The organism is Paenibacillus sanguinis 2301083 = DSM 16941 (assembly GCF_000374825.1).
Taxonomy (GTDB): domain Bacteria; phylum Bacillota; class Bacilli; order Paenibacillales; family Paenibacillaceae; genus Fontibacillus; species Fontibacillus sanguinis.
This window is the reverse complement of sequence record NZ_KB895382.1, coordinates 145245-168905: the sequence shown is the minus strand read 5'-3', so window position 1 is coordinate 168905 and position 23661 is coordinate 145245. Positions and strand designations below refer to the sequence as shown.

Sequence of the window (23661 nt, the reverse complement as noted above, 5' to 3'; positions counted from 1 at the left end):
TTATTATGATCTACCGCTGTACCCGGGCGCTTTGCCAACAGATGCTCCCTTGACCAGGGTGACATAGATACGCTCATGTTCCACAACCTCGCCCTTCAAAATTTTTATCAATTGCTCGCCCGCCAACGCCCCCCATTTCCGCTTGGAATAATCAATGGTCGCCAGTCGGGGCTGCATATACTTCGTCAGCTCAATATTGTCGAAGCCGATCAGATGCACATGCTCCCCGATCAGGTAATCTGTGTCTGCCAATCTGTTGCAGAACCCGATCGCCATTTCATCATTGAGACAAAAGACGGCGACCGGAGCAGTATACTCATGAATAACCCGCTCCGCCGCACGTTCCCCCCCGCTTTTTTTAAAATTGCCGACAATCTCTACACACTCCACATCCGCCATACGATCTGCCACCATTTTGACCGCCTTCATCCGCTGATTGGAGTCGAAAGAATCCTCCGGTCCTGTAACCACATAAATTTTCTCATGTCCCTGCTCGATCAGATATTCCATAGCCAGTGCAGCTCCAGCCTTATTATCCAACAGCACCTGGTTGATATTCGGATGCTCCAATTCGCGATCCAGCACAACAATTTTATGATTTCGCTCAGCATATTCCAGCAGCTCGGCATGGGTAAAGGCATGATCAAGAATGACCGCCCCGTCGATCATCCGCTCTGGAATCATACGGTGAGCCTGCTTGCCGCTGCACACGATCAGGTCGTATCCATGAGTGTTGCATACTTCCTTCATTCCATCGAGCAGATCACCATACACATCGCCTTTGAAATCAGTAAGAAAGACGCCGATAATGCGTGTCTCACGCTTCTTCAATGATCTGGCAGCCGCATTGGGCACATAGTTCATTTCCTTGGCAACAGCTATGATTTTCGCCCGAGTCTCCTCTGTCACCTTACTGCTGCCATTCAGCGCATAGGATACGGTTGACATGGAAACCCCGGCCTTCCTAGCGATGTCCTTAATACTAACCAATTTTCTTCGCTCCTCCATACCCAACGATTTCCGTGCGTAGATTCGTTAGATCGACTGTAACCTTTCTACATAGAAATCTCAACTTTATTCTGCCCTTGCTGCATGGCCTGCTCGAATTCCGCCTTATTGATACGCCATCCGCCCTGACGGTACGGATTAGTTATCGGCATTGCTTCTAGCCGCTGTCCGTTCAGCTTGACAGACCGTCCTTCTTCCTCGTTCCAAGTATAGATAAAGGTCACGTTATGACCGTTGTAACGAAAATTAAAGTGCAGACCGTGCAACGTCGCCGGCAGCACCGGATCAATAATCAAGTCCTGCTGCTCTAGGCGGATACCTAACGCGCTGGAAATCAGCTGGTTCATATAAATCCCCGGTCCACTGGAATAAATGCGCCATCCGCCCTTCACTTGTACCGCTCCGCTGCGCAACTTCTCAAATTGCATTTGCGCATCATAACGAGTATTAAATAAGCCGTCAGAACTGCTGAAATAAGCGTTGCTTTGCCGCAGCTCGGCATTGGGCACAACCTTACGAATGCCCACCGGATTAATCGCGTTCAGACCATTCCATACCTCGTCCGCATGCCCAAGCTTCGCCATCGCCTCGACAAATCGGATATGCGCATGCACATATTGCAAGCCCACCTCACGCCCGAAATTGGCTGCCTGCTCCGCCCGCTTGAAATGCGTGCTGATCCCTCCGTCATATTGCGCCGGACGATCCATCAGTCGAACCCCATCCGGGAAAGACAACCGCTCCTTGATCAGCTTGTAGTGCGCCTCCGCACTTTGAGCGTCCAGCAATTCCGCAATCATACTGCGGGTCATCGGCAGCAGACGATAATGGATTCCCGTCTCCTGATCGGTTGGATGCAGCATTAGCTTCGTCTCCTCGGGATGTTCCATATAGAGAAATCCAGGAATCACACCCGTTCCCAGCATGTATTTTTCATAGTCGGACCGAATTCTCTGTGCCATCTCGTGCAGTATCGCAGCCAATGGCGGCTGAACCGATTTCAACAGGCTTGACAATTGATTTATCGCCTGATACGTCAAGGCAACCGTCCAACTGCTAACCATGTACTGCTTGAGTTGGGCATTGGCTGGCTGAAGCGTATCGTCCCAATCGCCATCCCCGTAGGATGAGAGGTAGGTGTTATGCAGGAAATGACTGCGAATATAATCAATCTCCTTGTTCATATGCTCCAGAATGGTTGCCTTTTTCTCCGTAAAATGGAAGGTTTGCTTATCGGTATAAGGAACCTTCTCCTCCAGAATCCCGTAATCTCCTGTCACTCGCAAATAATCACCCAGCACCTTGAGCGGCCAAACGATAATGTCGCCGTGGCTCTCCTCCTGCTGAATCGCAAAATATTGATCAAACATAAACCACTGCGGCCAGTTGCCATCGTCCTCGTACTGGTGAGCATACACCATCTTTAGAATATCGCTGACCTGTTCATATTTTTGCATCGCCAGAAAATATTCTACCGGCCCCTGGCACACATCCCGAGTCCCCCAGGCCGCCCCTCCATACTGCTCCAGGCCATGTGGAACCAGGTAATGCACCAGCATATTGTGGGTATACCACCAGGCCAGCGCATTGACCTTGAACAACGACTCGCCCTCGGCACCATCTTGGGAGGTGAGATGAAAGCCATTCATCAACTGACTGAAAAATGCCCTGTATTTTAACGCTTCCTCCTCCAAGCTGCGCTTGATCTCAGGTAGCTCCTGTCCATCCAGCAGTCCCTGTATCGTCAAACTCCATTCGTTACCAGCCTCCAGCTTGAGCACAACCAGCGAAGCATCTCCGGCTTGCACACCAGCAGCCAGCTCTGTTTCATCGCCTACCTCACTGTTAGCACCACGAAGGCGCATCGTATATTTCAAGTCCGGATAAGCCTGCCCCCGAACGGCGTCCTGCCCTCCATGAAAGGTCAATCCATCCGCCGATGGCGTCATATGCACAGGTTGCTCATCCGCATACTCATTCACATTCATCGTCACCTGACTGGTCACGAGAAAGCGATAGGCTTTGCCGCGCTCGGAACGCACCTGAAGAGTAAGCTCCGGTGCATCTGCGGCTGTAAAATTGGTAATGACCAGCATATCCTCAGCCCATTTGTAGTACCAGCGAACATAGTTGAAGCCCATCTCGAATAGCGAGGGTATGGTAAGCAAGCGATATACTCCATCGACTTCGATATAGATACGCTGCCCCGCCGTTTTCGGAACATTCAGGGCATTTCTCGCATTGCTCATCATTTTGTTAAAGTTCGTATTGCCTACCACCACATGGGAATTAAAAATGCCGTACATATAAGAAGTGGTTGTCATGACCCGGGCACCCAGCTTCACGCTATTGCCGCTCATTAAAATATGTCCATGCGGGCGCTCGGTCCGCAGTTCCTTCTCCTTCAGTACCACATGCTCATAGGTATCTGTAAAAAATGATAGCAGTTGGCCATCCTCCAGCTCCTCTTCCCGTCTTTGAGCTCGAGGGAACCGGTCCTCCAGCTCCTTGGACGTAAACGGCAACACAGACAACGGCTCGCCAATTGCCGGTGTCAGACGGACCTGCGGCAATTCGCGCAGAGCCTGACTTGATATATCCATCCCTTCCTCAACCTGTGCCCAGGCCCGCAGCACTTCCTCCTTATATTCCCTTTCCGTAACTGCATTCACGTGATCAGGCTTAAATAAACCGTAAAATACAAACCGGGCTGTCCCGGCCAGGATTAGCTTTTCTGATTGTAGCGCCGTGTAAGCAAATTCATATTGGTAAACCTCGTTTGCAAGCTTTGGCTTGCCAAGACACTCTGGGACATTCGTTTCTTTGTAGGAGAGGCCAAAGAATTGGAACCCATCAGTGGAAAAGCCCACCGCACCCGTTAACGAGCCTTGCTGAATATAGGGAAACGCCCCCTCTTGCGGCTGATTTTGGCGTGAGCACACCACATAGCCATGGTCCTTATCCTCAAACACAGTATGGTCGATATATTGAGACAGGTAGGCCTCATTGCTGCGAACAGCGCCTGCATCAGCATTACCTACATCCTGTCCGTATATGACATCCACGCAGGCATCCTGACCAGACACTTGCACATCCCAAAACCAGGCGCCAAGCGGACTAAGTGTCAACGTCACCTTATAAGCAATGCTCTCTACCTGGCCCGTCCAAAGGATACACCCTTCCCCGGCGCTCACCCGACTTTGTGATCGAATGCCCAGCAAGGGATAAAATCGTAATTCCTCCCCTTCATGAATTCGCAAATAGAGATTGTTTAAAGCTCCATCCAATGGAGTGCTTAATAGCTGGTTAATCATCGTCTTGCCACTGCGTGCCTGGAACAGATCGCCGCTCTCCCAAAATATAAAGGACAGGTCACCCGCCTGAATCTGCAGCTTGGATCTCAACATCGTTGTCATGCTCGTTCATCCTCCTATCACCTGTTTCTCTCTATGCCCTTGACAAGAGAGGAACCCAGTCTGCATCTTGCATGCTGCACGCCGGATTCCTCTCCACTTAAGCATTCATCTCCCGCTCGCTAATTACTGAGCAAATTTACTATTTAATTCATCCAGCAAAGGCTGAACCAGGGATTGCTTGCTTTCAACCCACTTTCTCCAGTTATCTTCCAAATCTCCGTTTTGCAAAATCAAATTGGCATATTCATTTTGATATTCAAAGGCAGCCTGGTTTTTCGCCTTGGAATCGTACAATTGCACGTCCCAATCATAAGTGGCCAACTCGCCGCCCTCCGTCCCCAGCTTGGCTTTCTCCTGGAAGAGTTGCAAAGCCCGCTCACGGTATTCCTTCTTAATTGCAGGGTTTACAATACTAAAATCATCTCCCAGCACATACAAGCCTTCAAAACGTGCCGGATATTTATCCTCAAGCGTAGTGCCCTCCGGAAGCAGGCTAACCAGCTCTTTATTCTCATCATATTTCCAATCTACGCCTTCAAAGCCCATATTCAGCAGAAGTTGTCCTTCTTCCGTCGTCGAGTAATCAATAATATCCATAATTCGTTCAAACTTGGCTTGGCTGATATCTGGTGATAAAATCAGAGCGGACCAGAAATTAGGCTGCTCCAGATTGCGATATTTCCCATCCTCGCCTAATACGATTGCGGTATGCACCAAATCATCGCTATTTACGCCCAGGTTCTTCTTCATCTCCGTATCCATGTCCTGCCGATAAGAGGCCAGACCGCCGAGTGAAGCCACCGCGGCCACTCCCTTGACTCGGAAATTATCGCTGCCCTCATTGTTTTTCCAGGTATAGAATTCAGGATTAAGCAATCCATCCTCATAAGCCTGCTTTATCAGCTTCAGGCCTAGCAACGTTTCTTCATCGGCAGGGCCCCAATGAAATTTGCCGTCCTCCCCTCGGTAAAAGGCCGATTCCACACGCGCGTGTGCACTGTTAGGCATCATGATGTTAGTCAGCACGTCATCCGCATTATAGGAGAGCGGTACGAGATCATCTCCAACCTTGCCGGGGTCCTGCTCCTTGACTCGTTTCGCATAATCCATCAGTTCGCTTGTGCTATACGCATCCTTCAGAGCAAAGCCAACCGCCTCCGCCCAGTCTTTACGCAGGGCAACGACACCGATCTGATTCACCAGCGGATCAGCAGGCTTGTTCTGATAATACACAGGCTTGGGCAAAATATAGGTTCCGCCTGTCAGTTCCTCCAGCTTATCCCCCAGACCTGTCAGCTTGTAGGCCGCGGCTATGTTTGGCCAGCGCTCCTTCCAATCATCCGGGAACTTGTACAGCATTCCTTGATCGACATAGTTCATAAAGTCGCCGTGAACATAATTCCAGCTCGCTACATCCGGCAAATCCCCCGAATTAATCCATAGACGCAGCTTCTCCGGCCAAGAGTCCCATTGTACATAATTGTAATCCCATTCCACATTAAATTTATCCATCCAATATTTATGGAATTCATTATTCATCACACCACTCTTCACTTCGGTTGTCTGCGCAACAGAAATTTTCAATTTATCCTTGTAATTTCCGTCTGCATCCTTTTCATTGCCTCCAGAGGATGCGGAATTGCTGGAACAAGCGGTTACCGTCAGCAGGGCTACAGATAATGCGGCGGCGAAAAGCAGTTTAAGCATTTTATGAGTGTTCATCTTTTTCCCCCTTTAATTTTGATAGATTTTCTCATTGCCAAAAGTGCCATTAGGCCATCAGGTCTTGATTGCCCCTGTTAATACCCCTTTAGCAAAATGCTTTTGCAGCATGGGGAAGAAGCACATGATGGGTACCATCGATACGAAGACAGAAGCCATTTTCATCCCTGTGGAAAAACCTGATTTGTTCAGGGCATCTACACTGGCGGCATTGGACACATTGGTCGTTGATTCTACAATAATGGTGCGCAATACATTCTGTAGTGGCAGCATCTCCGCTTTGCGCAGGAAGATCATCGCATCATACCAGCCATTCCAGAAGGCTACGCCGTAGAAGAGAGTAATGGTCGCCATAATCGGGGCAGCCAGCGGAAGGATAATGGAGAACAGGATGCGCCATTCTCCGGCTCCATCCAATCGGGCCGATTCCATTAAAGATTCCGGAAGACTTTGAAAATAGTTCATCATCAAGATCATATTAAACGCACTAAAGCTTCCCACCAGAATGACTGACCATAGCGAGCCGGTAAGATGAAGCGACTTCATCACCAGATACAAGGGCACAATCCCGCCATTAAAGATCATCGTAAACAGGACAAGAAAGAATATCCCCTTTTTTCCCGGAAAGGCATTGCGGCTCAAGCCATAAGCCATCGTACTGGTCAGGAACAGGCTCAGCGGCAAGCCAACAGCCATAATTTTCAGTGTATTGCCAAAGCCGACAAGAATTCGACCGTCCTCAAACAAGGCTCGATACGCATCCAGTGTTGGCTGCTTTGGCCAGAGCATCATGGGATTTTCAGCATATTCCTTCTGTGAAGCCAGCGAAATCGCGATAACATTCAAGAAGGGGATCAGGATAGCCAAAGCTAAAATGGTCAGAATAGCCAAAATTATATAGTCAAGCAACGACATTTTGCCAATGCGGTATTTAGTCCGTTTGACAGCATGGGTACTCATACTCACATTCTCCTTTCTAGCGGAACAATCCGTCTCCGCCCATCCATTTAGCTACGCGATCTGCGGTAAGCAGCAACACCATGTTTACAATAGAACGGAATAGACTGACCGCTGTTGAAAATGAGAAGTCCGTAGAGGACTGGAAGGTAACCCGGTAAATGTAGACGTCAAGCACCTGGGATACATTTTGCGTTGCGGCATTAGCCAGATTGAAGATTTGATCAAAGCCGGCGGACATCAGCCCCCCCACATTCAGGATGAACATCACCGTAACCGTTGGTAAGATATTCGGCAGGGTGATTTTAAATATTTGCTGCATCCGTGAAGCACCATCAATTTGCGCGGATTCATATTGATCCTGATCAATCCCCGAAATGGCGGCCAGAAAAATAATAGCCCCCCACCCTGTTGATTTCCATATATCCGTCAGGATAAGCATCGGTAAAAACATAGGCTCTGAGCCCAGAAAATTAATCGTCGGGAGTCCAAATAGCTGCAGCGCGCTGTTCACCAGTCCGTCATAAGAAAGAACATTAATTACGATACCTGAGACGATAATCCAGGATAGGAACTGAGGAAAAGTTAAAATCGTTTGAAACAGCTTCTTCATCTTCCTCATGCGCAGCTCATTTAACAGAAGCGCCAATAAAATAGGGAACGGAAAAGTAATCACCAGCTTGATGATATTGACGTACAGCGTCCTCCACACCGAACTGGCAAACGCCGGATCGCGAAAGACATACATGAAATTCTCCAGCCCCGCCCATGGACTGCCCCAAATTCCCAAATTGGCTTTATAGTGCTTAAATGCAAGCGACAAGCCGCCCGTGGGCAAATAAGCAAACAGGATTAACCAAATCAGGCCGGGAATCAGCAGGGTGTAGGTCATTCGATGCTTCCATATTTCGGTTAATAAATTGCCGTTTCGCAAACGCGCTTTGGTCATTTTGCCGGAGCCTACGATTGCAGGTTTCAATTGGCATCTCCTCACTATTCCTGAGTCTTATCTTCAAACAAAAATTCAAAAGCAGCCTGCAGGTGCTCTTCCCAAAAGAGCCAACCATGAGTTGTCATCCGCAGGGTTGGCGAGCCGATGTCAATCGTTAGGTGTGCCATATGCAACCCCTTTCATTTCGTTCTTTGCTTTTTGATCACATATCTCATGTCATGCTTTAATGAATGTTGGCGGAAATCCGACAAGCATCGACATTGATTGAAAGCGATTTATCGAATCGTTTCGATTCTATTATCTTCCTGTATGCGCTTTATGTCAACTATTTTTTACGGTTTAAACTGTTGGATTTTTTATGAATTCACGCTTTTATCATCTCTGGCATGCATGTTAAAAACCCTATAAAATATAAGGGTATTCAGCTTTTTTTGGAAATTGGTCCAACCCATGAATTTGCTGTATAATCATATCAGGATAATTTTCTATTTTGCGAAACGTTTCTATTTATTTTGACAAAGAAAGAAGGCTCCATAGTGAAATTCCAAATTGCCCGTTTTGTCGAAAACATCCATAGCCGAAGGCTCAATGTATTATCAATACGTGTACATCAAAGGGGGCTTCTATTAGGACATTGGGATCAAAATGCGGATGAACGTCGACTACAGCATTCCATCAGCAAATCCTTTACCTGCATGGCAGTGGGACTGGCGATTGCCGAAGGCAAGCTAACCCTGAATACCCGGCTGGGCGATTGCTTTCCGGCATATTCAGAACTGGCTCCGTCCTCTCCCTATCCGCCGGGCGAATTGACCTTGCAGCATTTGCTTCACATGACCTCAGGCCATGATTCACCGCCATTGTGGGCCGAAGAACGCGCCAGTCTACAGGAGAAGGATTGGGTCAAGCATTACCTGTCCCTGCCTCTGGATCGCAAGCCTGGAGAGACTTTCACCTATAGCAGCGGCGACACGTTCATGATTTCCGCAATGGTTCAGGCTGTCGTGGGCGAACCTGTACATGATTACTTGAAGCCCCGCTTATTTGATCCGCTAGACATCATGAATGTGCAATGGGACACATCGCCGCTTGGCGTGACGCTAGGCTGCTCAGGGCTATGGATCAGTTGTGAGGAGCTGAGCCGATTCGGACAACTGCTCTTGCAGCGGGGTCAATGGCAAGGGGTTCAGCTTATCCCTGCAGCATGGGTTGATGCAGTTACCCGCAAGCAGGTCAATACGGTGGGAACAAGAGATTGGGGCGTGGGCTATGGCAGCCAATTCTGGAGGTGTACACATAACGCTTACCGGGCTGACGGGATGTTTGGGCAATTCTGTATCGTCCTTCCGGACAAGGATTCCGTGATCGCGATCAACAGCCAGGAAGAAGATATGCAAGGTATTCTTGAAGCCGTCTGGAGTGAAATTTGGCCGCAGCTTTAAGAGGTGAACGATTCCGTCCAAAAAAAACATCCGCAGCCTGGAAAGGGCTAAACGGATGTTTTTTTGAAATGCTGAAGGGCTTGTTCCCCAGGTTTGCCCGATAGTTGCTGCTCCTTCCAGGACGCTTCTCTGCGCTGTTTACTACGACAGCAGCTTGTCCATCAGCTTGCGCAAGGCAACGCCCCGATGACTGACAGCCTGCTTCTCCTCCAGAGTCAACTCGGCGAATGTCTTCTCGTAGGCCGGGAGATAGAAGAGCGGATCATAACCAAATCCGCCGCCCCCCGCCGGTTCCGAGGTAATCCAGCCCTCTGCTTCTCCAGTTGCTTCGATAAACTGCCCGCTGGCTGGATCATACAGCGCCAGATGGCAAACGAAGCGGGCCGGGCTTAATAGCGGCTGCTCCGTATCCTCGCCCAGCCGGTGCTTCTCCAGCTCCGCCAGCAGCTTCTCGTTATTGTCGGCATCGCTGCCGTTTTCTCCGGCATAACGCGCCGAATACACGCCTGGCGCTCCATCCAGTTGATCAACGCACAGGCCGGAGTCATCGGCAAGCACCGGCTTGCCCAGCGCATCGCCTACCGTTTTCGCCTTCTTGCGGGCATTATCGGCAAAGGTTGCCCCATCTTCCACAACCTCCGGAATATCCGGGTAGTCGGCCATACTATGTACCTGCTTGTTCAACGCTGACAAGGCATGAGCAAACTCGCGCACCTTGCCTGCGTTACCGGTGGCAACAATAACGATTTGTCCTTCGATCATGCTACACCGCCGATCCGGGCTGCCCACTGCCGATTTGCAGCGCAATGGCTCCCAAGGCTTCACGTTGCTGCCCGATCATTTCCTGAATGCCTTTCTCGGCCAACGCCAGCATGGCATCGAGTTCGGTGCGGGAGAAGGGATTTTCCTCCCCGGTTCCTTGAATCTCCACAAATTGACCCGTTCCTGTCATCACGACGTTCATATCCACTTTGGCTTTGGAATCCTCCTCGTAGTTGAGGTCAAGCAGTGGGTGATCGCCGACGATGCCCACACTGACGGAAGCCAGATAATCTGTAATTGGAAAAACAGGCAAAGCGTGCTTCTGCGAAATTTTGTGCATGGCCAGTGCCATCGCGATAAAAGCACCGGTGATCGAGGTTGTCCGCGTTCCGCCATCTGCCTGCAACACATCGCAGTCAATGGTCACCGAGCGTTCACCGAGCGCATGCAGATTGACCACAGAACGCAGGGACCGACCGATCAAGCGCTGGATTTCCATCGTCCGCCCGCTTTGCTTGCCGCGGGCTGATTCTCGCTGATTACGGGTTTGCGTTGCCCGGGGCAACATGGAATATTCGGCTGTTACCCATCCCTTGCCTTGTCCCTTCATAAACATAGGGACCTTCTCTTCCACGGTCGCGGTACACATGACCTTGGTATCTCCTACCTCGATATAGACGGACCCCTCCGCATATTTATTGATGTTCATCGTCAAATTCATCGACCGGCGTTCATTCGCCTCACGTCCGTGACTTCTCATGTATACTGCCCCCTACGTTTTCTTGCTGTCATTTGCTGTTCTTATTCTATCAAAGTGTGGTCATAAAAGCACCTTCTCATTCCGCAAAAAAAGCCCTGGATCCGCAGGGCCAAGTGCGATGACAAGCAACTTTTTGAACAACCTCTTAAAGTGGGATTTCGTTAATCACCTCCGGACGCATAACCGGCTCGCCATAGGTCTGATTATCCATGCCCAACACTGCCTTGTCGCCGTTTAGCCAAATGCGCACCTTGCTATCGTCTTTATTTTCGGTGACAGTCAGCACTAATGACTGCATCATCTGAGCCGGCAGCTTCTCACCCGCTTCAAACATATCATCCATAAGCGATACGGTGATAATTCCTTCCTGCGATATCTCAACGCGCTCAAGCTTCGTATTATCCGTAACCACCCGCTCCAGGCCATCCTTGTTTTCCGGCCCTTTGATGAGCTCGCTCAGGGCAGCTTGCACCGGATCACTGCCCGCCGGCACGAAGCGGGTCACCGGCACGAAATACTGGACACCATCCGGCGTGGCTGCGGAGAAGTACACGATCACCGGACTAGACAATGACAGATTTGATTCCTTGCCAAGCTCAAGATTGATTCCGAATTGCCGGCTAAGCGGCCGATCAAGCGGTGTGCCGCCCACTGGCATTTCATTTAATTTCTCCCCATCCACCCAAAGCTGAACCTTCTCCACGCCCGGGTCCCCGGTCAATGTCCAGGTGAGGGCTTCCAATATTTTGCGCTCATCCGCCGCTTCGTATCCGGTAAATGCCTGATTAAATTCTACGATAGCCAGTTTCTCATCCTGCTTCACCGTGACCGCCTTAACCTCACTGCCTTCCGGAAGGACTCCTTCAAATCCGGATGGAAGGAGTCCGGCGTATTTGCCGCCCCGCACCAGCATGGTCAGCATCCGGTTCGGCTTCAAGGAAGCTTCTCCGTCTGGCAGGCGCAGGGCTACAGGAGCCAGCTTGCCATGTTCATTCTCCAGATAGACTGTTGACAAGTCCTCCTCCTGGGCATAGCTTGTCTGCTGCGCAGCTTGGTCCAGCCCTTCCAGCATCTGCGCTTCTATATCCGCAGGCGGAGGATCGATGGGGGCGGAGGACTTGCCTCCAAATATGCCGCAGCCGGACAACAACAGCGAGAGCGATAGCACACTAACCACTGCGGTATTACGAATCTGTCGGTTCCATTTCATTGTCTGTTCGTTCCTCCCTAACATTTTTCTATAGTTTGTATTACTATATATACGAGCCCTGTCTCGAAAAATAACTATATTTTCCCGAGAACTGGACAGACTGCTTCATATCTATGCGGACACGACTAAACTAAACGAAGACAAGGGGTAGATGTAATGGGGAAGGAACAACCTAATGCCAAATTGCCTTATAGCTTGAATAGTAAAAAAGTCGCGGACGCCACTAGACAGTGGCTGCATAAGCGCGGTGTAACAACCGGGCAAATCGCGGAATTGGTCATGTTTTTGCAGCATAAATATTATCCCAACCTGACGATGGAAGAGTGTGTTCACAATGTCGAGCAGGTGCTTACCAAGCGCGAAGTACAAAATGCCGTGCTGACGGGCATCCAATTGGACATTATGGCTGAGCAAGGACTGCTCATCCCCGAGCTGCAGGATATGATTGCCCATGACGAAGGGTTATACGGCGTAGATGAAATTCTGGCCTTTTCCATCGTGAATGTGTATGGCAGTATCGGCTTTACCAACTATGGATACATAGACAAGCTTAAGCCGGGCATTCTGGAGCAATTGAACGATAAGGAGCTAGGACCATGCAACACGTTCCTCGATGACATTGTCGGCGCCATTGCCGCTTCGGCCAGCAGCCGCATCGCTCACCGCAAGCAAGCGGAGCGGGAGATAGAACATGGCGAAGAGACTACAGACAACGACCGCTAGAGAGCTGGACATTCGATACTTTGGCATAAGACGATAAAAGCAGAAGCCTCCAATGCCTGTAGTAGACAGGCCCGGTGGCTTCTGCTTGTTTTAGTTCATAAAGTATAATCGTATGCCGACCTCTTCCGATTGTGTGCTCCATAACCCGGCCACGTCGGACCAGTTCAACCAAATGAGCCAACATCTCCGACATGGCAAACCGCATTTGATGGATGCCAGGCTCCGTGCCGAAGAGCGCAGCGCATATCTCAAAGCCGCTTTGCGACTGCTGCTGTAGCAAGGATTCTGTTCACACTGCGCAGCGTGGGCGCCATCGGGACGGGGATGCACAGGATAAGCTCTTGTTCCCTGAGCCGAGCCTCCCTCATCTGTGTCATTTTCGCCCTCCAATCAGAATCATCCGGCGCGAATTTTGTGGATGATAATTTTCCTCGTCGTAATCTCCATGAACCTTGTCCAGCACCAATCCTGCCTCATCCAGCATCCGCTTGAACTCCTCCAGCGAGTACAGCTTGATTCGCTCCATGTATTTTCGGGCCCCGTGATCCTGCTTATTCCCCTGTCCCGGTATTCCATTGTCGGTAATGGTGATATTCTTAATCACATAACCGTCCTCAATTCGCCGTTGTTCTATAATTCTCCGGCCATCATCCACTCGCTCGGAATAGGGCACCAAATGAGCCGAGGTATAGTCCGGATTCAAGTAATCGATAATGAATTTTGCCTCCGGCTTGAGCAGTCGGCGCACTTCCCTCAGCACCCTGATCTGCTCCGCATCATGCTTGAAGTAACCAAACGAAGTAAACAAATTGACCACCGCATCAAACGGGCCAGTCAGTGGCAGCTCGCGCATATCGGCCTGGTACCAATCCACCTTGCCCTCCGGATCACCCTGCCTGGCTTCGCGCAGAAGCACTTCAGATAAATCCACACCTGTCACTATGTATCCTGCCTCCGTCAAGGCCATCGAATGTCTCCCCATGCCACAGCACAAGTCAAGCACTCTTGCCCCCGGAGGAAGCTCCAGCCAACGGATCATTCGCTGAACCTCATGCTTGGCTCCCTGTGCGTCGCGATGCTTATACACCAGCAAATAGTCTTCACCAAAACTAAGCTCGTACCACTCCGACATTTTGCCTTCCTCCCAACCCGTCCATACCTGACATAATCAACCTTTAGCTCATTGCCTACATTGTACTTCCTCATCTCCATAATCTTCAATAAACATTGTATGAATTAAGTGAGAAGGAGCCACACCTGGATAAAACCGCCGGAGCATGCTCCGGCGGCGTAACCTGACAGGTTTGTAGCATATAGTTATTGTCCGGATTCGGCTTCAGATTCATCCGTATCCGTGAATACATTGGTAATTTCCGCACCGTTGCGTATATCCTGCAGCCAGGTCCCGGACAAGCCGGAGACTTGCTGGGCAACAAGGGCTTTGCGAATTTCTTCCTGCTTTTCCTCCAGTGTAGCGGTATGAGCTTCCTTGCGGTCTGTAACCTTGATGACTTGGTATCCCTCGCTCGTTTTTACCGGCTCGCTGACCTCACCCTTGGCAAGCTTGAACGAGGCTTCCTCAACCGATGGATCCTGTTCTCCGCGAGCGAAGAAATCCGTATCCCCGCCTTGTCCCTTCGTCATGACGTCCAGTGATTTGTTCTTGGCTAATTCGGCAAAGTCCGCTCCCCCATCCAACTCCTTGACGATTTCCTTGGCTTCTTCCTCTGTAGCTACCAGAATAATCGAAGCGCGAACCTGTTCAGGCGTATTAAACGACTCTTTATTTTGCTCAAAAATTTGCTTGACTTGATCGTCAGTTACTTCAATCTGCGGCTCCAGCAGCTTCGTTAATTTCAACTGCTGTACAATTTGCTCGTCCAATTGATCCCGGGTCATTCCGAATTGAGTCAACGCCTCATTCAGCTTCTCTTCAGACCCGAATTGCGTAAGGTACATCTTCAGTTCCGATTCAATATCTGTCTCGGAAACGGTAATATTCTGCTTGGCGGCCTCTTGATCAATCAGTTCCTGGTTGATCAAAGTGTCGAGAGCTTGATGGCCTCCGCCGGCGATCATCGCCTCATAAAGACGATCCTTGGTAATTTCCACCCCGTTAACTGTGGCAACCGCTTCTGCTTTGCTCGTAGCAAAAGGAGGCTTGATTAATACAACGATCAGCAATACCGCTAGTACGAGAGATACGATGGGCCAAAGCTTGCTTGATTTGCCCCCTTCGGCAGCTTCTGGAATGGCTTGTCCATCTTCGGCGACCATCACAGGAACCGTCTCACCGTCTTGAGGGTTGTCCCGCAATGAACTCGCTTCAAGCACTGGTTCACTTGGTTTAGCCGGTTCCACCTCTTCTGCTGCTGTCTCTGGCGATATGGCGCTTGCTTTCTCCGTTAATGCTTGGGGCAATTCCTCCAAGCTCTGTTCCGGCCGCTCTTCCACAGATGGCTCCGGTTGTGCCTTTGGCTGGCCTTGCTCTTGCTCAAGCCCGGTGCCCTCTTGACTGCCGGTGGTCTCCTGCTCTTTTTTGTCCTTCTCTTCCATTACAACGACGACTCCCTTCTTTTTCTGCATCCATTTGTTCAAGGACGACTTGAATGACTCTTTTCCCATCTTACTTTCTTGACTTTACCAGAAATAACATCATCACACCTTAAATATTTTTAAAAAAATGCGAGGGATTTTTAAGATTAATTTAAGGAAAAGGCGATGGTCCGCCTTCTGGAGATTTCAATATTCGTGTTCTTGGCTAAAAAGGTGTAGAATATACTGGTAAATCCAGTTCGGGAGGAACTAGCGACCATGGAGTATCAAGCTTATTTTGCAAATCACCGTGAAGAACATTTGAAGGAACTTGACGAATTGCTGCGGATTCCAAGCATCTCTGCTCTTTCCGAGCATAAGACCGACGTGCTGAAAGCCGCCGAATGGATGGCTGAGGCCCTGCGACGCGCCGGAGTGGAAGATGTTGAAGTCCACCCTACGGCCGGACATCCGGTTGTATATGGCGAATATGTGCATGCCCCGGGCAAGCCGACCGTTTTGGTATATGGGCACTATGATGTCCAGCCGGTAGACCCGCTGGAGCTGTGGGAGACCCCTCCCTTTGAACCGTCCATCCGTAACGGCAAGCTATATGCCCGCGGTGCCACCGACGATAAAGGTCAGGTATTTATGCATATCAAGGCTGTTGAAGCCTTATTGAAGCAAGAAAAAGAATTGCCGGTAAATATCAAATTCTGTATCGAAGGCGAAGAAGAGGTGACCAGCCCTAACCTTCCGGCGTTCCTAGAAGCTCATCAAGAGAAGCTGGCCGCAGACCTTGTGTTAATCTCCGATACAGCCCTGCTTGCTCCAGGCAAGCCGGCCATCTGCATCGGTCTGCGTGGCTTGTGCGCACTGGAGGTAGCCGTTTACACAGCGAATACCGACTTGCATTCCGGCACCTTTGGCGGCGGCGTACCCAATGCTTTGCATGCCCTCGTATCCTTGCTGGCCTCTTTACATGACGAACAAGGGCGAGTTACGGTAGAAGGCTTCTATGAAGGTGTAGAGGAATTGACCCCGCAGGTGCATGAGGAGTTTGCCAAGCAGCAATTTGATGAAGAGAAGCTCAAACGCGATCTGGGCCTGGATGCCCTGTTCGGAGAAGCTGGCTACAGCTTTGTGGAACGGACAGGAGCACGGCCTACCCTGGAGCTAAACGGAATCTACGGAGGTTTTCAGGGCGAAGGCACCAAAACGGTGCTGCCTAAGGAAGCCCATGCCAAAATTACATGCCGCCTTGTTGGCGATCAGGACCCGCAAGCGACCATTGACCGGATTGAACGCCACCTGCACCAGCATCTGCAACCTGGAGCCAAGCTTAAGGTGACGGCAACCGAGAAGGCTCGCGCATTTACGAGCAGCCCGGACCATCCATATCTGCAAAAGGCGGCCGATGCTTATGAAGCTGTCTACGGAACACGTGCTTTGTTCACCAAGGATGGCGGTTCCATTCCAATCGTCGAAACGTTGTCCCGCGTACTGTCAGCCCCGGCTGTCATGATGGGCTTTGGCCTGCCGGACGAGAACTTGCATGCGCCTAACGAGCACTTCAACCTGGAGAACTTTGACAAAGGTCTGCTGACCCTTGTTCACTATTTGAAGTCGCTATAAGAAGTCCATAGCACCTGTGTAAAAAGAGGGTGTCACTAAAGTCATAATGAATGACTGAAGTGCACCCTCTTATTTTTTGATATGCAGTTGACAACACTCTCAGGTTAAGCAGCTTCCCGGAAGTGGGTCCCCTTAAAAATAACCTTCAATTTTAAAGTCAACACCCAACTGCGAAAAGCTGACATCATGCAAAGCTTTGGCTTCATTCATCATCCCTACGCCAAGTCCCTCCAGAAACGTAGGAGCCTGCTGACCGCCTACCACTTTGGGTGCGATGTACAGCACAAGCTTGTCTGCAAGCCCTTGTTCTACAAAAGATGCGTTGACTTGTCCTCCGCCTTCGACCAGCAAAGAGGACATTTCATGCGCACCCAGCACATCCAGCACCTCAGCCAAATTGACCTGCGGTGTCGCTGTTCTGAATACCTTGATTCCAAGCTGCTCCAGCCTTGCTTGCTTAGCTTCATCAGGACGATGCCCCGTAAAAATCCAGGTGGGGGCCTCACCGTCTGTAATCACCCTTGCCCGCTCAGGAATTCGCAGTGAACTGTCCAGGATCACACGAAGCGGGTGACGTCCACCAGGCAGCCGTGTTGTAAGCTGGGGATCGTCGTGAACAATGGTGCCCACGCCCACCAAAATCACAGCCGACTCATGACGTAGCCGATGCACATCCTCTCTGGCCGCCTCTGAAGTAATCCATTTGCTGCTTGCTTGTCTGGTCGCAATTTTCCCATCTAGTGTCATGGCCGATTTCAGAGTAACAAAAGGACGTTTGGTCACAATATACTTATTAAATACTTCATTCAGCTTAGTTGCTTCCTCTGCCAATACACCTTGAATTACTTCGATTCCTGCCTGTTGCAAAATGGCAATTCCTCTGCCTGCGACAAGCGGATTAGGGTCTAACGCCGCGACAACGACCCGGGAAATACCCGCTTCTACAATAGCTTCAGCACAAGGTCCTGTTCGGCCATGATGAGAGCAAGGCTCTAACGTAACATAAATCGTTGCTCCTTTGGCCGCATCTCCGGCCATTCGCAGAGCGTGGACTTCAGCATGTGGTTCTCCTGGCTTCAAATGCGAGCCGATTCCAACAATTCTGTCCTCATTTACAATGACAGCGCCAACCATTGGATTTGGCGCTGTTTGTCCGCTCATGGCTTTTGCATTTTCCAGCGCCAATCTCATATAGGTCTCATGCGAATTCACAGACTCATGCATATTCGTTTAGTATCCCTTCATTTTGAGTATAATGCCCCGAGCGGTTCACTTTGGTTTGTAGATATTTCACATTGTATTCGGAGATATCTCCCCAAAGGGGCACTCTACCCGATATATTCATCCCCGATGCGCGTAATGCCTCCATTTTCCGAGGATTATTAGTAATTAAAGTAACGGGCTTTTGTCTTAAATATTGTAAAATGCTGATAGCATCTGTGTACTGGCGGGCATCATCAGCAAAGCCTAGTACAAGGTTAGCCTCTACGGTATCAAGACCCTCTTCCTGGAGGATATAGGCCATGGATTTGCTAAGCAAGCCAATGCCTCTGCCTTCGTGATTGGCCAGATAGAATATGGCGCCTGTTCCGTGCTCAACTATAAGCTTCATGGATTGACGCAACTGATATCCACAGTCGCAACGTTTACTGCCAAAGATATCACCCGTATGGCAAATGCTATGCATCCGAATCAGGGCATATGGATCTTGTTCAAAATTTCCATATACAAGCACGCTTGATTGTTGACCTTCTGCAAGTTGCAGTGACGGCATCAAGGCGATTATTTCTTCTGGAGTATACGAGGCATATCTTTCTCTTTCTGCTTTGTCATGAACAGACAGCCAGGTATACCATTGGAATTCCACGGTCTCCCCGTCCAAATTGACAGGTAGCTTGATCGGGCCAACTATAACACTTGTAGCATCGGGCGAAGGAATCGTATGAACTTTATTTTTAAGCACATTTAGTGCATGTTGAGTATCGTTCTGTAGCATGTTTAACACACCTTTCTTATCTGCTTATCCTACATAAAAGTTCTGTTGATAGGTTTGTTCCATGATTAATTGCTCTTGCTGTAATACCTCTACCGCCTGACGGCGCACTTGCTCTACCTGCTTGAGCCAGTCTTTATCAAGGAGATCCCCCTGCAAGCCCTGTGTTAAATGATCCGCAAGCCAATCCGCATCACGCAAGGCCTCATTAAGTCCAAATGCCCCTGTCGGAGTCATGGTATGGGCAGCATCCCCGATCAGTACAAGCCCATCCTTGGTCCAAGTATCCGCTTGGCTGCTGAATATATCAAGCAACACAAAATCATTCCATGACTTGATATATTGCCTTACCTGGTGCTCAAGATCAGGAAAAGCCTGGATTAGCGTTGTAATAAAAGGTTCAAATGATTGTTTACGCAGCTTCGGGTAGGAATCTTGTTCAATATTCCAGCCAATTTGAATGTGTCCTCTTGCTTGTGTGAACAAATGCAGTTGCTGATTGTTCACAATAGCAGAGCGAATGATCGGCTTCCAGCCTGGCGGAGCAGGTATGCGCGCCCACAACAGATCATAACCGTGATTGCGAATCATGGCAGGTATATTCGCTTGTCTGCGCACGGTAGAGTATCTGCCATCAGCACCCACAATCACCCGGCAATGCAGCAGCATTTCTTCTCCAGTTCCATCAAACGCCAAGATTCCATGGTAATAACCATCCTCATCCTGTACCAAACGGCTTACCGTCACTCCAGTATGCAATGTGAAGTCAGGGTATTGGCTTGCCCCTTTAATTAGCGCATCCAGCAAATCTGCCTGAGGTACATGAATGCCGACATTACCTTCAGACATAGCGGGCAGCAGCAGCTTAACAAGCTTGCCATTGAGCCAATACTCAATATGCTCTAATGGCAAGATGGCCCCGTCCTCAAAGCGAGACATGACCTCATGCTTGTTCAACACCGCAACGCCATCGCTATTCAGAATCTCTCCCCGAAATGCCTTGCCTAGCGTCATTTGCTTCTCTAACAAGGCAACGGAGATACCTGACTTAGCCAATAAATAAGATAATAACGCCCCGCCAGGCCCTGCACCAATTACACATACATCCACATTCTTGTTCATAGTAGCTGTCCCTCCTGGGCAAACCGCAACTCTAAATCCAAATTGCCCAAAGCATGGCTCATAAGCACGCCAATTTATTCAATTCAATAACATACTTCATAACATACTTCAAATCATTTAGTTACTTTATGTAACTTAGTTTATTTTATATTGTATATTTCGTCAAGTAATTATATAATTTTTGTAAAGGTAAGCTTTATTCCTATTAAGTGAGGTGAACAGAATGAACACTTCGTCCATGTGTCCCCGGTTTGAAAAAGCAGTTGAATTGCTTAGCAAACGTTGGACTACATTCATTGTATACAAATTGCTGGATGGCCCTAAACGATTTATTGAAATTGAGAATTCACTATCCAATTTGAGTGGCAAAATGTTATCCGAAAGATTGAAGGAGTTAGAGGAGGAGGGGGTAATTCAGCGAATTGTCTATCCTGAGAAGCCTGTCCGTATAGAATATTCATTGACGAGCAGGGGCATGGCGCTCGCCCCTGTATTTGCCGAAATTCAGGATTGGGCAACGGAATGGATCGAGCTAGCTCCCCCACCAAGCTGCTGATGCCTATTTTTATATAGTCATCGCACCAATTTCGTTCGCTTTTCATACTATGTCTTGACTGTATCCCTTAACCTTGTTAAAACCACAAAACCCGAGCAAGGAGGGGTGACGCATTTTGAAAAGCAGCGATCGTAACAGCAAATTTCTGTTAACTCATCGTGAGCGAGAGGTCTTCGAACTTCTCGTACAGGATAAAACGACGCGCGACATTGCCGGGCAATTGTTTATCAGCGAGAAAACCGTTCGTAATCATATCTCTAATGTGATGCAAAAATTGAACGTCAAAGGTCGTGCACAGGCGGTAGTCGAGCTAATCAAGCTTGGGGAGCTGAAAATCTGACAGGTGCCTCAAAACTCATTCCGGGGAACCGCAAGCCTTCTTTTTCATCCCGTTTAACGGGAGAAAGAGAAGGTTTTTTGTTTTGCCTGGCATAGTAATCGCCACTTTATCTAAGTATTCAAATAAACTGGCAACAGTACCTCATCCACCAGTTCCATCAAATAGTTCTCCGTAACGTCTCCTCCTCTAACCATATTCTCAAAGCGCAACAAATCAAAGGGCAAGCTCATTTGCCTGTTGGTAAATTCATGGTGGATTTCCCCTCTTCGTTTGGCAAATTCCTGTATCTTTTGCATCATCTCGATATTGCTGTCCCGGCCAAGCAACGATAAGCGCTGGAGTTGTACATTCTTCACACTCAATTCAAACAAAATGGCCCCCATCAACTCCGCGCCTACCGTAGTCAAAAACTCCTGATACAGCTTGACGACACTCAGCAAATCTTCGCGCAAGCTGCCTTGCTCCCGCACCAGATCTACCATGTTCCCACCATGCGCCTGAGTGAACCGAAATTGAACCAGGGCATACAGAAGCCCCACCTTATCGCTATAACGGCCATACAGCACGGTTCTGCTCGTTCCTGCTTGCTTGGCCACATTCTGAAACGTCATCAGCTCATATCCGGAAGTGCACAGAATGTTGTAAGCAGCTTCCAGAATAGCTGTCTCCAGTTGTTCTCCTCTTCTTCGCTTTGCCGCCATAGGGATTATTCCTCCTGTTTCTGCTTCTTGAATCTGCGTTTATTTTAGCATAATTAAGATACACATTGTACTTTAAATCCAAAAGAGCTATAATTTGTTTGAAATAAAGTACAAATTGCACTTTATCAAAAAAAGAGGTGTGAGCATATGAAAAAAACATACGCAAGCTTAGCGATCGTGAAGACTACCCATGAATAAAATCCTGATCGTAGATGATGATGTCCATTTTCGCAGGCTGGTTCGGACGATACTGGAACGGGAAGGTTGCACGGCTTACGAAGCCAACGACGGGCTTGAAGCTCTTGGCCTGTTGGCAACGGTCAAAGCCGATCTGGTCATCCTTGATGTTATGATGCCAAATATGGATGGATGGGAGCTGTGCCAGGAGCTGCGAAAACATTACAGCCTCCCGCTATTAATGCTTACAGCCAAGGGGGACATTCAGCAAAAAGTAAAAGGATTTCAGTCCGGCACAGATGACTACCTGGTCAAGCCAGTGGAGCCTATGGAATTGGTCATGAGGGTGAAGGCCTTGTTACGCCGTTATCAAATAGTATCCTCCCAAACGGTAAGCATTGGTGAATTATTCATGGATCGCAAGAACTATGAAATTACCTTGGGCAACTCGACCTTGTTCTTGCCGCTGAAGGAATTTGAACTGCTATTCAAATTGGCTAGCCAGCCTAATAGAACTCTGTCCCGGGATCAGCTCATTACAGAAATTTGGGGGTATGAGTTTGAAGGAAATGAACGCACCCTGGACGTGCACATTAACCGGCTGCGCCAGAAATTCCCGGCGTCAGAGCATGGCTTTGCGATCAAAACTGCGCGTGGACTAGGTTATTGCCTGGAGGCGCCGGAATGATACCTCAACGACACACCAGAAGACACAACCTTCTTCGCATTAATGTCTGGGTTACCCTGCTGATCAGCTTCTTGGCTTCCTTTACCATTGCGTATATGCTTCACATGATGAGCAGTTCAATTATGGGCTTCAAAATGTTAGGGAAGCCGACGTTCTCCTTCTCCCTTCTTGTTGTGGCCATATGGTTCTTCTTACTGCTCCTGATCAAGAGATATACGCGGCTAAGAGACGGATTCGGAACAGAAAATTTCAGGAAAAATTATTGGCTTCAAGGAATTGTCCTCGTCCTTATGGTCCTGGTTGCTTTGATCGGGTGCAGCGCCTTGGCCGGATTCTTCACCGGGATGTTGTATTTCTCCATAGGAGTGGGGCCAAGCCAATTCCCGCTCATGAGTCAGGTGTTGAAGGTACTGTTAGGGGTTCTCTTGCTGCTGCTTGTCGGTCATTATTTGAAGTACGGCCATCTTACCAAAACGGTGAATTTGCTGGCAGCGGTCATTCGGGTGTTAGAGAATATTGCCCATGGAAATTATAAAGCCCGGCTGGGAGATGAGCTTGAAAATAACGGCTCCCTGAAAGACTTGGTTAAAAGCGTTAATAACATGGCAGCTGACCTTGAGCAGCTCGAAAATATGCGCCAGGAGTTTATCTCTAACGTCTCCCATGAGATTCAATCACCCTTGGCATCCATCCGCGGGTTTGCGATAGTTCTGCAAAATGAACAGACCATATGTTTGGAAGAAAGGCAACTCTACCTGGGGATTATTGAAGCTGAAAGCTTGCGATTGTCCAGGCTGAGTGAAAGCTTGCTGCAGCTAGCTGTATTGGATTCAGAAAATTTGATGCTGGAGTCAGCACCATACAGGCTGGATAACCAACTCAGAAACCTCATCCTGGCTTGCGAACCCCAGTGGAGAGGGAAACTATTGCCGTAGAGGCCGATCTGGAAGAGATACACTGTA

Annotated in this window: 22 protein-coding genes and 1 pseudogene; 7 read left to right on the top strand and 16 right to left on the bottom strand. The window is 49.1% G+C overall.

Translation table 11 applies throughout. The features are described from left to right. Positions 1-3: 3 nt before the first annotated feature. The 5 genes from C557_RS0112970 to C557_RS0112950 all read right to left on the bottom strand — a co-directional run bounded on the left by C557_RS0112970 (position 4) and on the right by C557_RS0112950 (position 8082). On the bottom strand, positions 4-990 hold the full coding sequence (locus tag C557_RS0112970; RefSeq protein ID WP_026263461.1) for a LacI family DNA-binding transcriptional regulator: 987 nt from the start codon (positions 988-990) through the stop codon (positions 4-6). A gap of 65 nt (positions 991-1055) precedes the next feature. Then, positions 1056-4424, bottom strand: a complete 3369-nt coding sequence (locus tag C557_RS0112965; protein WP_018752303.1) for a GH36-type glycosyl hydrolase domain-containing protein — start codon at positions 4422-4424, stop codon at positions 1056-1058. Between the two features lie 123 nt (positions 4425-4547). Then, positions 4548-6146 carry a type 2 periplasmic-binding domain-containing protein gene (locus tag C557_RS0112960; RefSeq protein ID WP_018752302.1) on the bottom strand — a complete coding sequence of 533 codons (1599 nt, stop codon included), beginning with the start codon at positions 6144-6146 and terminating at the stop codon, positions 4548-4550. A gap of 57 nt (positions 6147-6203) precedes the next feature. Then, the gene (locus C557_RS0112955; protein ID WP_018752301.1) at positions 6204-7106 is read right to left on the bottom strand and encodes a carbohydrate ABC transporter permease; all 903 of its coding nucleotides are present in this window, start codon (positions 7104-7106) and stop codon (positions 6204-6206) included. 16 nt (positions 7107-7122) lie between these two features. Beyond that, on the bottom strand, positions 7123-8082 hold the full coding sequence (locus C557_RS0112950; RefSeq protein ID WP_018752300.1) for an ABC transporter permease: 960 nt from the start codon (positions 8080-8082) through the stop codon (positions 7123-7125). Between the two features lie 509 nt (positions 8083-8591). Between C557_RS0112950 and C557_RS0112940 the strand changes: the two genes are divergently transcribed. Then, positions 8592-9497: a serine hydrolase domain-containing protein gene (locus tag C557_RS0112940; RefSeq protein ID WP_018752298.1), complete on the top strand. Its 906-nt coding sequence runs from the start codon at positions 8592-8594 to the stop codon at positions 9495-9497. A gap of 141 nt (positions 9498-9638) precedes the next feature. Here the strand turns inward: C557_RS0112940 and C557_RS0112935 are convergent, their stop codons facing one another. From C557_RS0112935 to C557_RS0112925, 3 genes are all read right to left on the bottom strand, one after another. After that, complete coding sequence (locus tag C557_RS0112935) at positions 9639-10259, bottom strand: XTP/dITP diphosphatase (RefSeq protein ID WP_018752297.1); 621 nt, start codon at positions 10257-10259, stop codon at positions 9639-9641. Position 10260: 1 nt separating this feature from the next. Further along, a complete protein-coding gene (gene rph / locus C557_RS0112930; RefSeq protein WP_018752296.1) occupies positions 10261-11019 on the bottom strand; it encodes a ribonuclease PH in 759 nt (252 codons plus the stop codon). A gap of 145 nt (positions 11020-11164) precedes the next feature. Continuing rightward, positions 11165-12229: a GerMN domain-containing protein gene (locus C557_RS0112925; protein WP_018752295.1), complete on the bottom strand. Its 1065-nt coding sequence runs from the start codon at positions 12227-12229 to the stop codon at positions 11165-11167. Between the two features lie 156 nt (positions 12230-12385). Between C557_RS0112925 and C557_RS0112920 the strand changes: the two genes are divergently transcribed. Next, positions 12386-12952, top strand: a complete 567-nt coding sequence (locus C557_RS0112920) for a phosphatidylglycerophosphatase A family protein (RefSeq protein ID WP_018752294.1) — start codon at positions 12386-12388, stop codon at positions 12950-12952. A 145-nt stretch (positions 12953-13097) separates the two neighbouring features. Here the strand turns inward: C557_RS0112920 and C557_RS25470 are convergent. The 4 genes and pseudogenes from C557_RS25470 to C557_RS0112905 form a co-directional block, all read right to left on the bottom strand. Further along, positions 13098-13202 (bottom strand): annotated as a pseudogene (locus C557_RS25470) (MBL fold metallo-hydrolase); the annotation flags it as partial. Then, positions 13201-13329, bottom strand: coding sequence for a hypothetical protein (locus tag C557_RS25575; protein ID WP_018752293.1), 129 nt, complete (start codon positions 13327-13329; stop codon positions 13201-13203). The pseudogene C557_RS25470 and the gene C557_RS25575, both read right to left, overlap by 2 nt. Next, entirely contained in the window at positions 13326-14084 is a 759-nt protein-coding gene (locus C557_RS0112910) for a class I SAM-dependent methyltransferase (protein WP_018752292.1), read from the bottom strand. The genes C557_RS25575 and C557_RS0112910 overlap by 4 nt, the downstream gene beginning before the upstream one ends. A 185-nt stretch (positions 14085-14269) precedes the next feature. Then, positions 14270-15508, bottom strand: a complete 1239-nt coding sequence (locus tag C557_RS0112905; protein WP_040676992.1) for a foldase protein PrsA — start codon at positions 15506-15508, stop codon at positions 14270-14272. A gap of 258 nt (positions 15509-15766) precedes the next feature. Between C557_RS0112905 and C557_RS0112900 the strand changes: the two genes are divergently transcribed. Next, the gene (locus C557_RS0112900) at positions 15767-17122 is read left to right on the top strand and encodes a dipeptidase (RefSeq protein ID WP_018752290.1); all 1356 of its coding nucleotides are present in this window, start codon (positions 15767-15769) and stop codon (positions 17120-17122) included. Between the two features lie 132 nt (positions 17123-17254). Here the strand turns inward: C557_RS0112900 and ribD are convergent, their stop codons facing one another. The 3 genes from ribD to C557_RS0112885 are packed head-to-tail and all read right to left on the bottom strand — an operon-like array spanning position 17255 to position 20237. After that, positions 17255-18346, bottom strand: coding sequence for a bifunctional diaminohydroxyphosphoribosylaminopyrimidine deaminase/5-amino-6-(5-phosphoribosylamino)uracil reductase RibD (gene ribD / locus C557_RS0112895; RefSeq protein ID WP_018752289.1), 1092 nt, complete (start codon positions 18344-18346; stop codon positions 17255-17257). Next, the gene (locus C557_RS0112890) at positions 18339-19118 is read right to left on the bottom strand and encodes a GTP cyclohydrolase II (RefSeq protein ID WP_018752288.1); all 780 of its coding nucleotides are present in this window, start codon (positions 19116-19118) and stop codon (positions 18339-18341) included. Before C557_RS0112890 ends, ribD begins: the two co-directional genes overlap by 8 nt. Before the next feature lie 24 nt (positions 19119-19142). After that, positions 19143-20237: an FAD-dependent monooxygenase gene (locus C557_RS0112885; RefSeq protein WP_018752287.1), complete on the bottom strand. Its 1095-nt coding sequence runs from the start codon at positions 20235-20237 to the stop codon at positions 19143-19145. Between the two features lie 223 nt (positions 20238-20460). Here C557_RS0112885 and C557_RS0112880 point away from each other — a divergent pair, with 223 nt between their 5' ends. Beyond that, positions 20461-20793 carry a winged helix-turn-helix transcriptional regulator gene (locus C557_RS0112880; protein WP_018752286.1) on the top strand — a complete coding sequence of 111 codons (333 nt, stop codon included), beginning with the start codon at positions 20461-20463 and terminating at the stop codon, positions 20791-20793. Positions 20794-20908: 115 nt separating this feature from the next. Beyond that, a complete protein-coding gene (locus tag C557_RS0112875; protein WP_009225122.1) occupies positions 20909-21133 on the top strand; it encodes a helix-turn-helix domain-containing protein in 225 nt (74 codons plus the stop codon). 110 nt (positions 21134-21243) lie between these two features. On the opposite strand, the gene C557_RS0112870 is transcribed toward C557_RS0112875, so the two are convergent. Next, entirely contained in the window at positions 21244-21834 is a 591-nt protein-coding gene (locus C557_RS0112870) for a TetR/AcrR family transcriptional regulator (RefSeq protein WP_018752285.1), read from the bottom strand. A 190-nt stretch (positions 21835-22024) separates the two neighbouring features. On the opposite strand from C557_RS0112870, the gene C557_RS0112865 reads away from it, so the two are divergent. Continuing rightward, on the top strand, positions 22025-22699 hold the full coding sequence (locus C557_RS0112865) for a response regulator transcription factor (RefSeq protein WP_018752284.1): 675 nt from the start codon (positions 22025-22027) through the stop codon (positions 22697-22699). Then, positions 22696-23634 (top strand): histidine kinase dimerization/phospho-acceptor domain-containing protein, encoded by a 939-nt coding sequence (locus C557_RS24205; protein WP_018752283.1) that lies wholly within the window; start codon positions 22696-22698, stop codon positions 23632-23634. The genes C557_RS0112865 and C557_RS24205 overlap by 4 nt, the downstream gene beginning before the upstream one ends. Positions 23635-23661 lie beyond the last annotated feature (27 nt).

What these genes read in the sequence shown, in the direction of transcription:
- C557_RS0112885 (WP_018752287.1), bottom strand. Translation starts at nt 20,237, where the DNA reads ATGAACAAGAATGTGGATGTATGTGTAATTGGTGCAGGGCCTGGCGGG.
- C557_RS0112900 (WP_018752290.1), top strand. Translation starts at nt 15,767, where the DNA reads ATGGAGTATCAAGCTTATTTTGCAAATCACCGTGAAGAACATTTGAAG.
- C557_RS0112935 (WP_018752297.1), bottom strand. Translation starts at nt 10,259, where the DNA reads ATGATCGAAGGACAAATCGTTATTGTTGCCACCGGTAACGCAGGCAAG.
- C557_RS0112910 (WP_018752292.1), bottom strand. Translation starts at nt 14,084, where the DNA reads ATGTCGGAGTGGTACGAGCTTAGTTTTGGTGAAGACTATTTGCTGGTG.
- C557_RS0112905 (WP_040676992.1), bottom strand. Translation starts at nt 15,508, where the DNA reads ATGGAAGAGAAGGACAAAAAAGAGCAGGAGACCACCGGCAGTCAAGAG.
- C557_RS0112920 (WP_018752294.1), top strand. Translation starts at nt 12,386, where the DNA reads ATGGGGAAGGAACAACCTAATGCCAAATTGCCTTATAGCTTGAATAGT.
- rph (WP_018752296.1), bottom strand. Translation starts at nt 11,019, where the DNA reads ATGAGAAGTCACGGACGTGAGGCGAATGAACGCCGGTCGATGAATTTG.
- ribD (WP_018752289.1), bottom strand. Translation starts at nt 18,346, where the DNA reads ATGCATGAGTCTGTGAATTCGCATGAGACCTATATGAGATTGGCGCTG.
- C557_RS25575 (WP_018752293.1), bottom strand. Translation starts at nt 13,329, where the DNA reads ATGACACAGATGAGGGAGGCTCGGCTCAGGGAACAAGAGCTTATCCTG.
- C557_RS0112925 (WP_018752295.1), bottom strand. Translation starts at nt 12,229, where the DNA reads ATGAAATGGAACCGACAGATTCGTAATACCGCAGTGGTTAGTGTGCTA.
- C557_RS0112880 (WP_018752286.1), top strand. Translation starts at nt 20,461, where the DNA reads ATGAACACTTCGTCCATGTGTCCCCGGTTTGAAAAAGCAGTTGAATTG.
- C557_RS0112960 (WP_018752302.1), bottom strand. Translation starts at nt 6,146, where the DNA reads ATGAACACTCATAAAATGCTTAAACTGCTTTTCGCCGCCGCATTATCT.
- C557_RS0112870 (WP_018752285.1), bottom strand. Translation starts at nt 21,834, where the DNA reads ATGGCGGCAAAGCGAAGAAGAGGAGAACAACTGGAGACAGCTATTCTG.
- C557_RS24205 (WP_018752283.1), top strand. Translation starts at nt 22,696, where the DNA reads ATGATACCTCAACGACACACCAGAAGACACAACCTTCTTCGCATTAAT.
- C557_RS0112890 (WP_018752288.1), bottom strand. Translation starts at nt 19,118, where the DNA reads ATGCTACAGAACGATACTCAACATGCACTAAATGTGCTTAAAAATAAA.
- C557_RS0112865 (WP_018752284.1), top strand. Translation starts at nt 22,025, where the DNA reads ATGAATAAAATCCTGATCGTAGATGATGATGTCCATTTTCGCAGGCTG.
- C557_RS0112955 (WP_018752301.1), bottom strand. Translation starts at nt 7,106, where the DNA reads ATGAGTACCCATGCTGTCAAACGGACTAAATACCGCATTGGCAAAATG.
- C557_RS0112965 (WP_018752303.1), bottom strand. Translation starts at nt 4,424, where the DNA reads ATGACAACGATGTTGAGATCCAAGCTGCAGATTCAGGCGGGTGACCTG.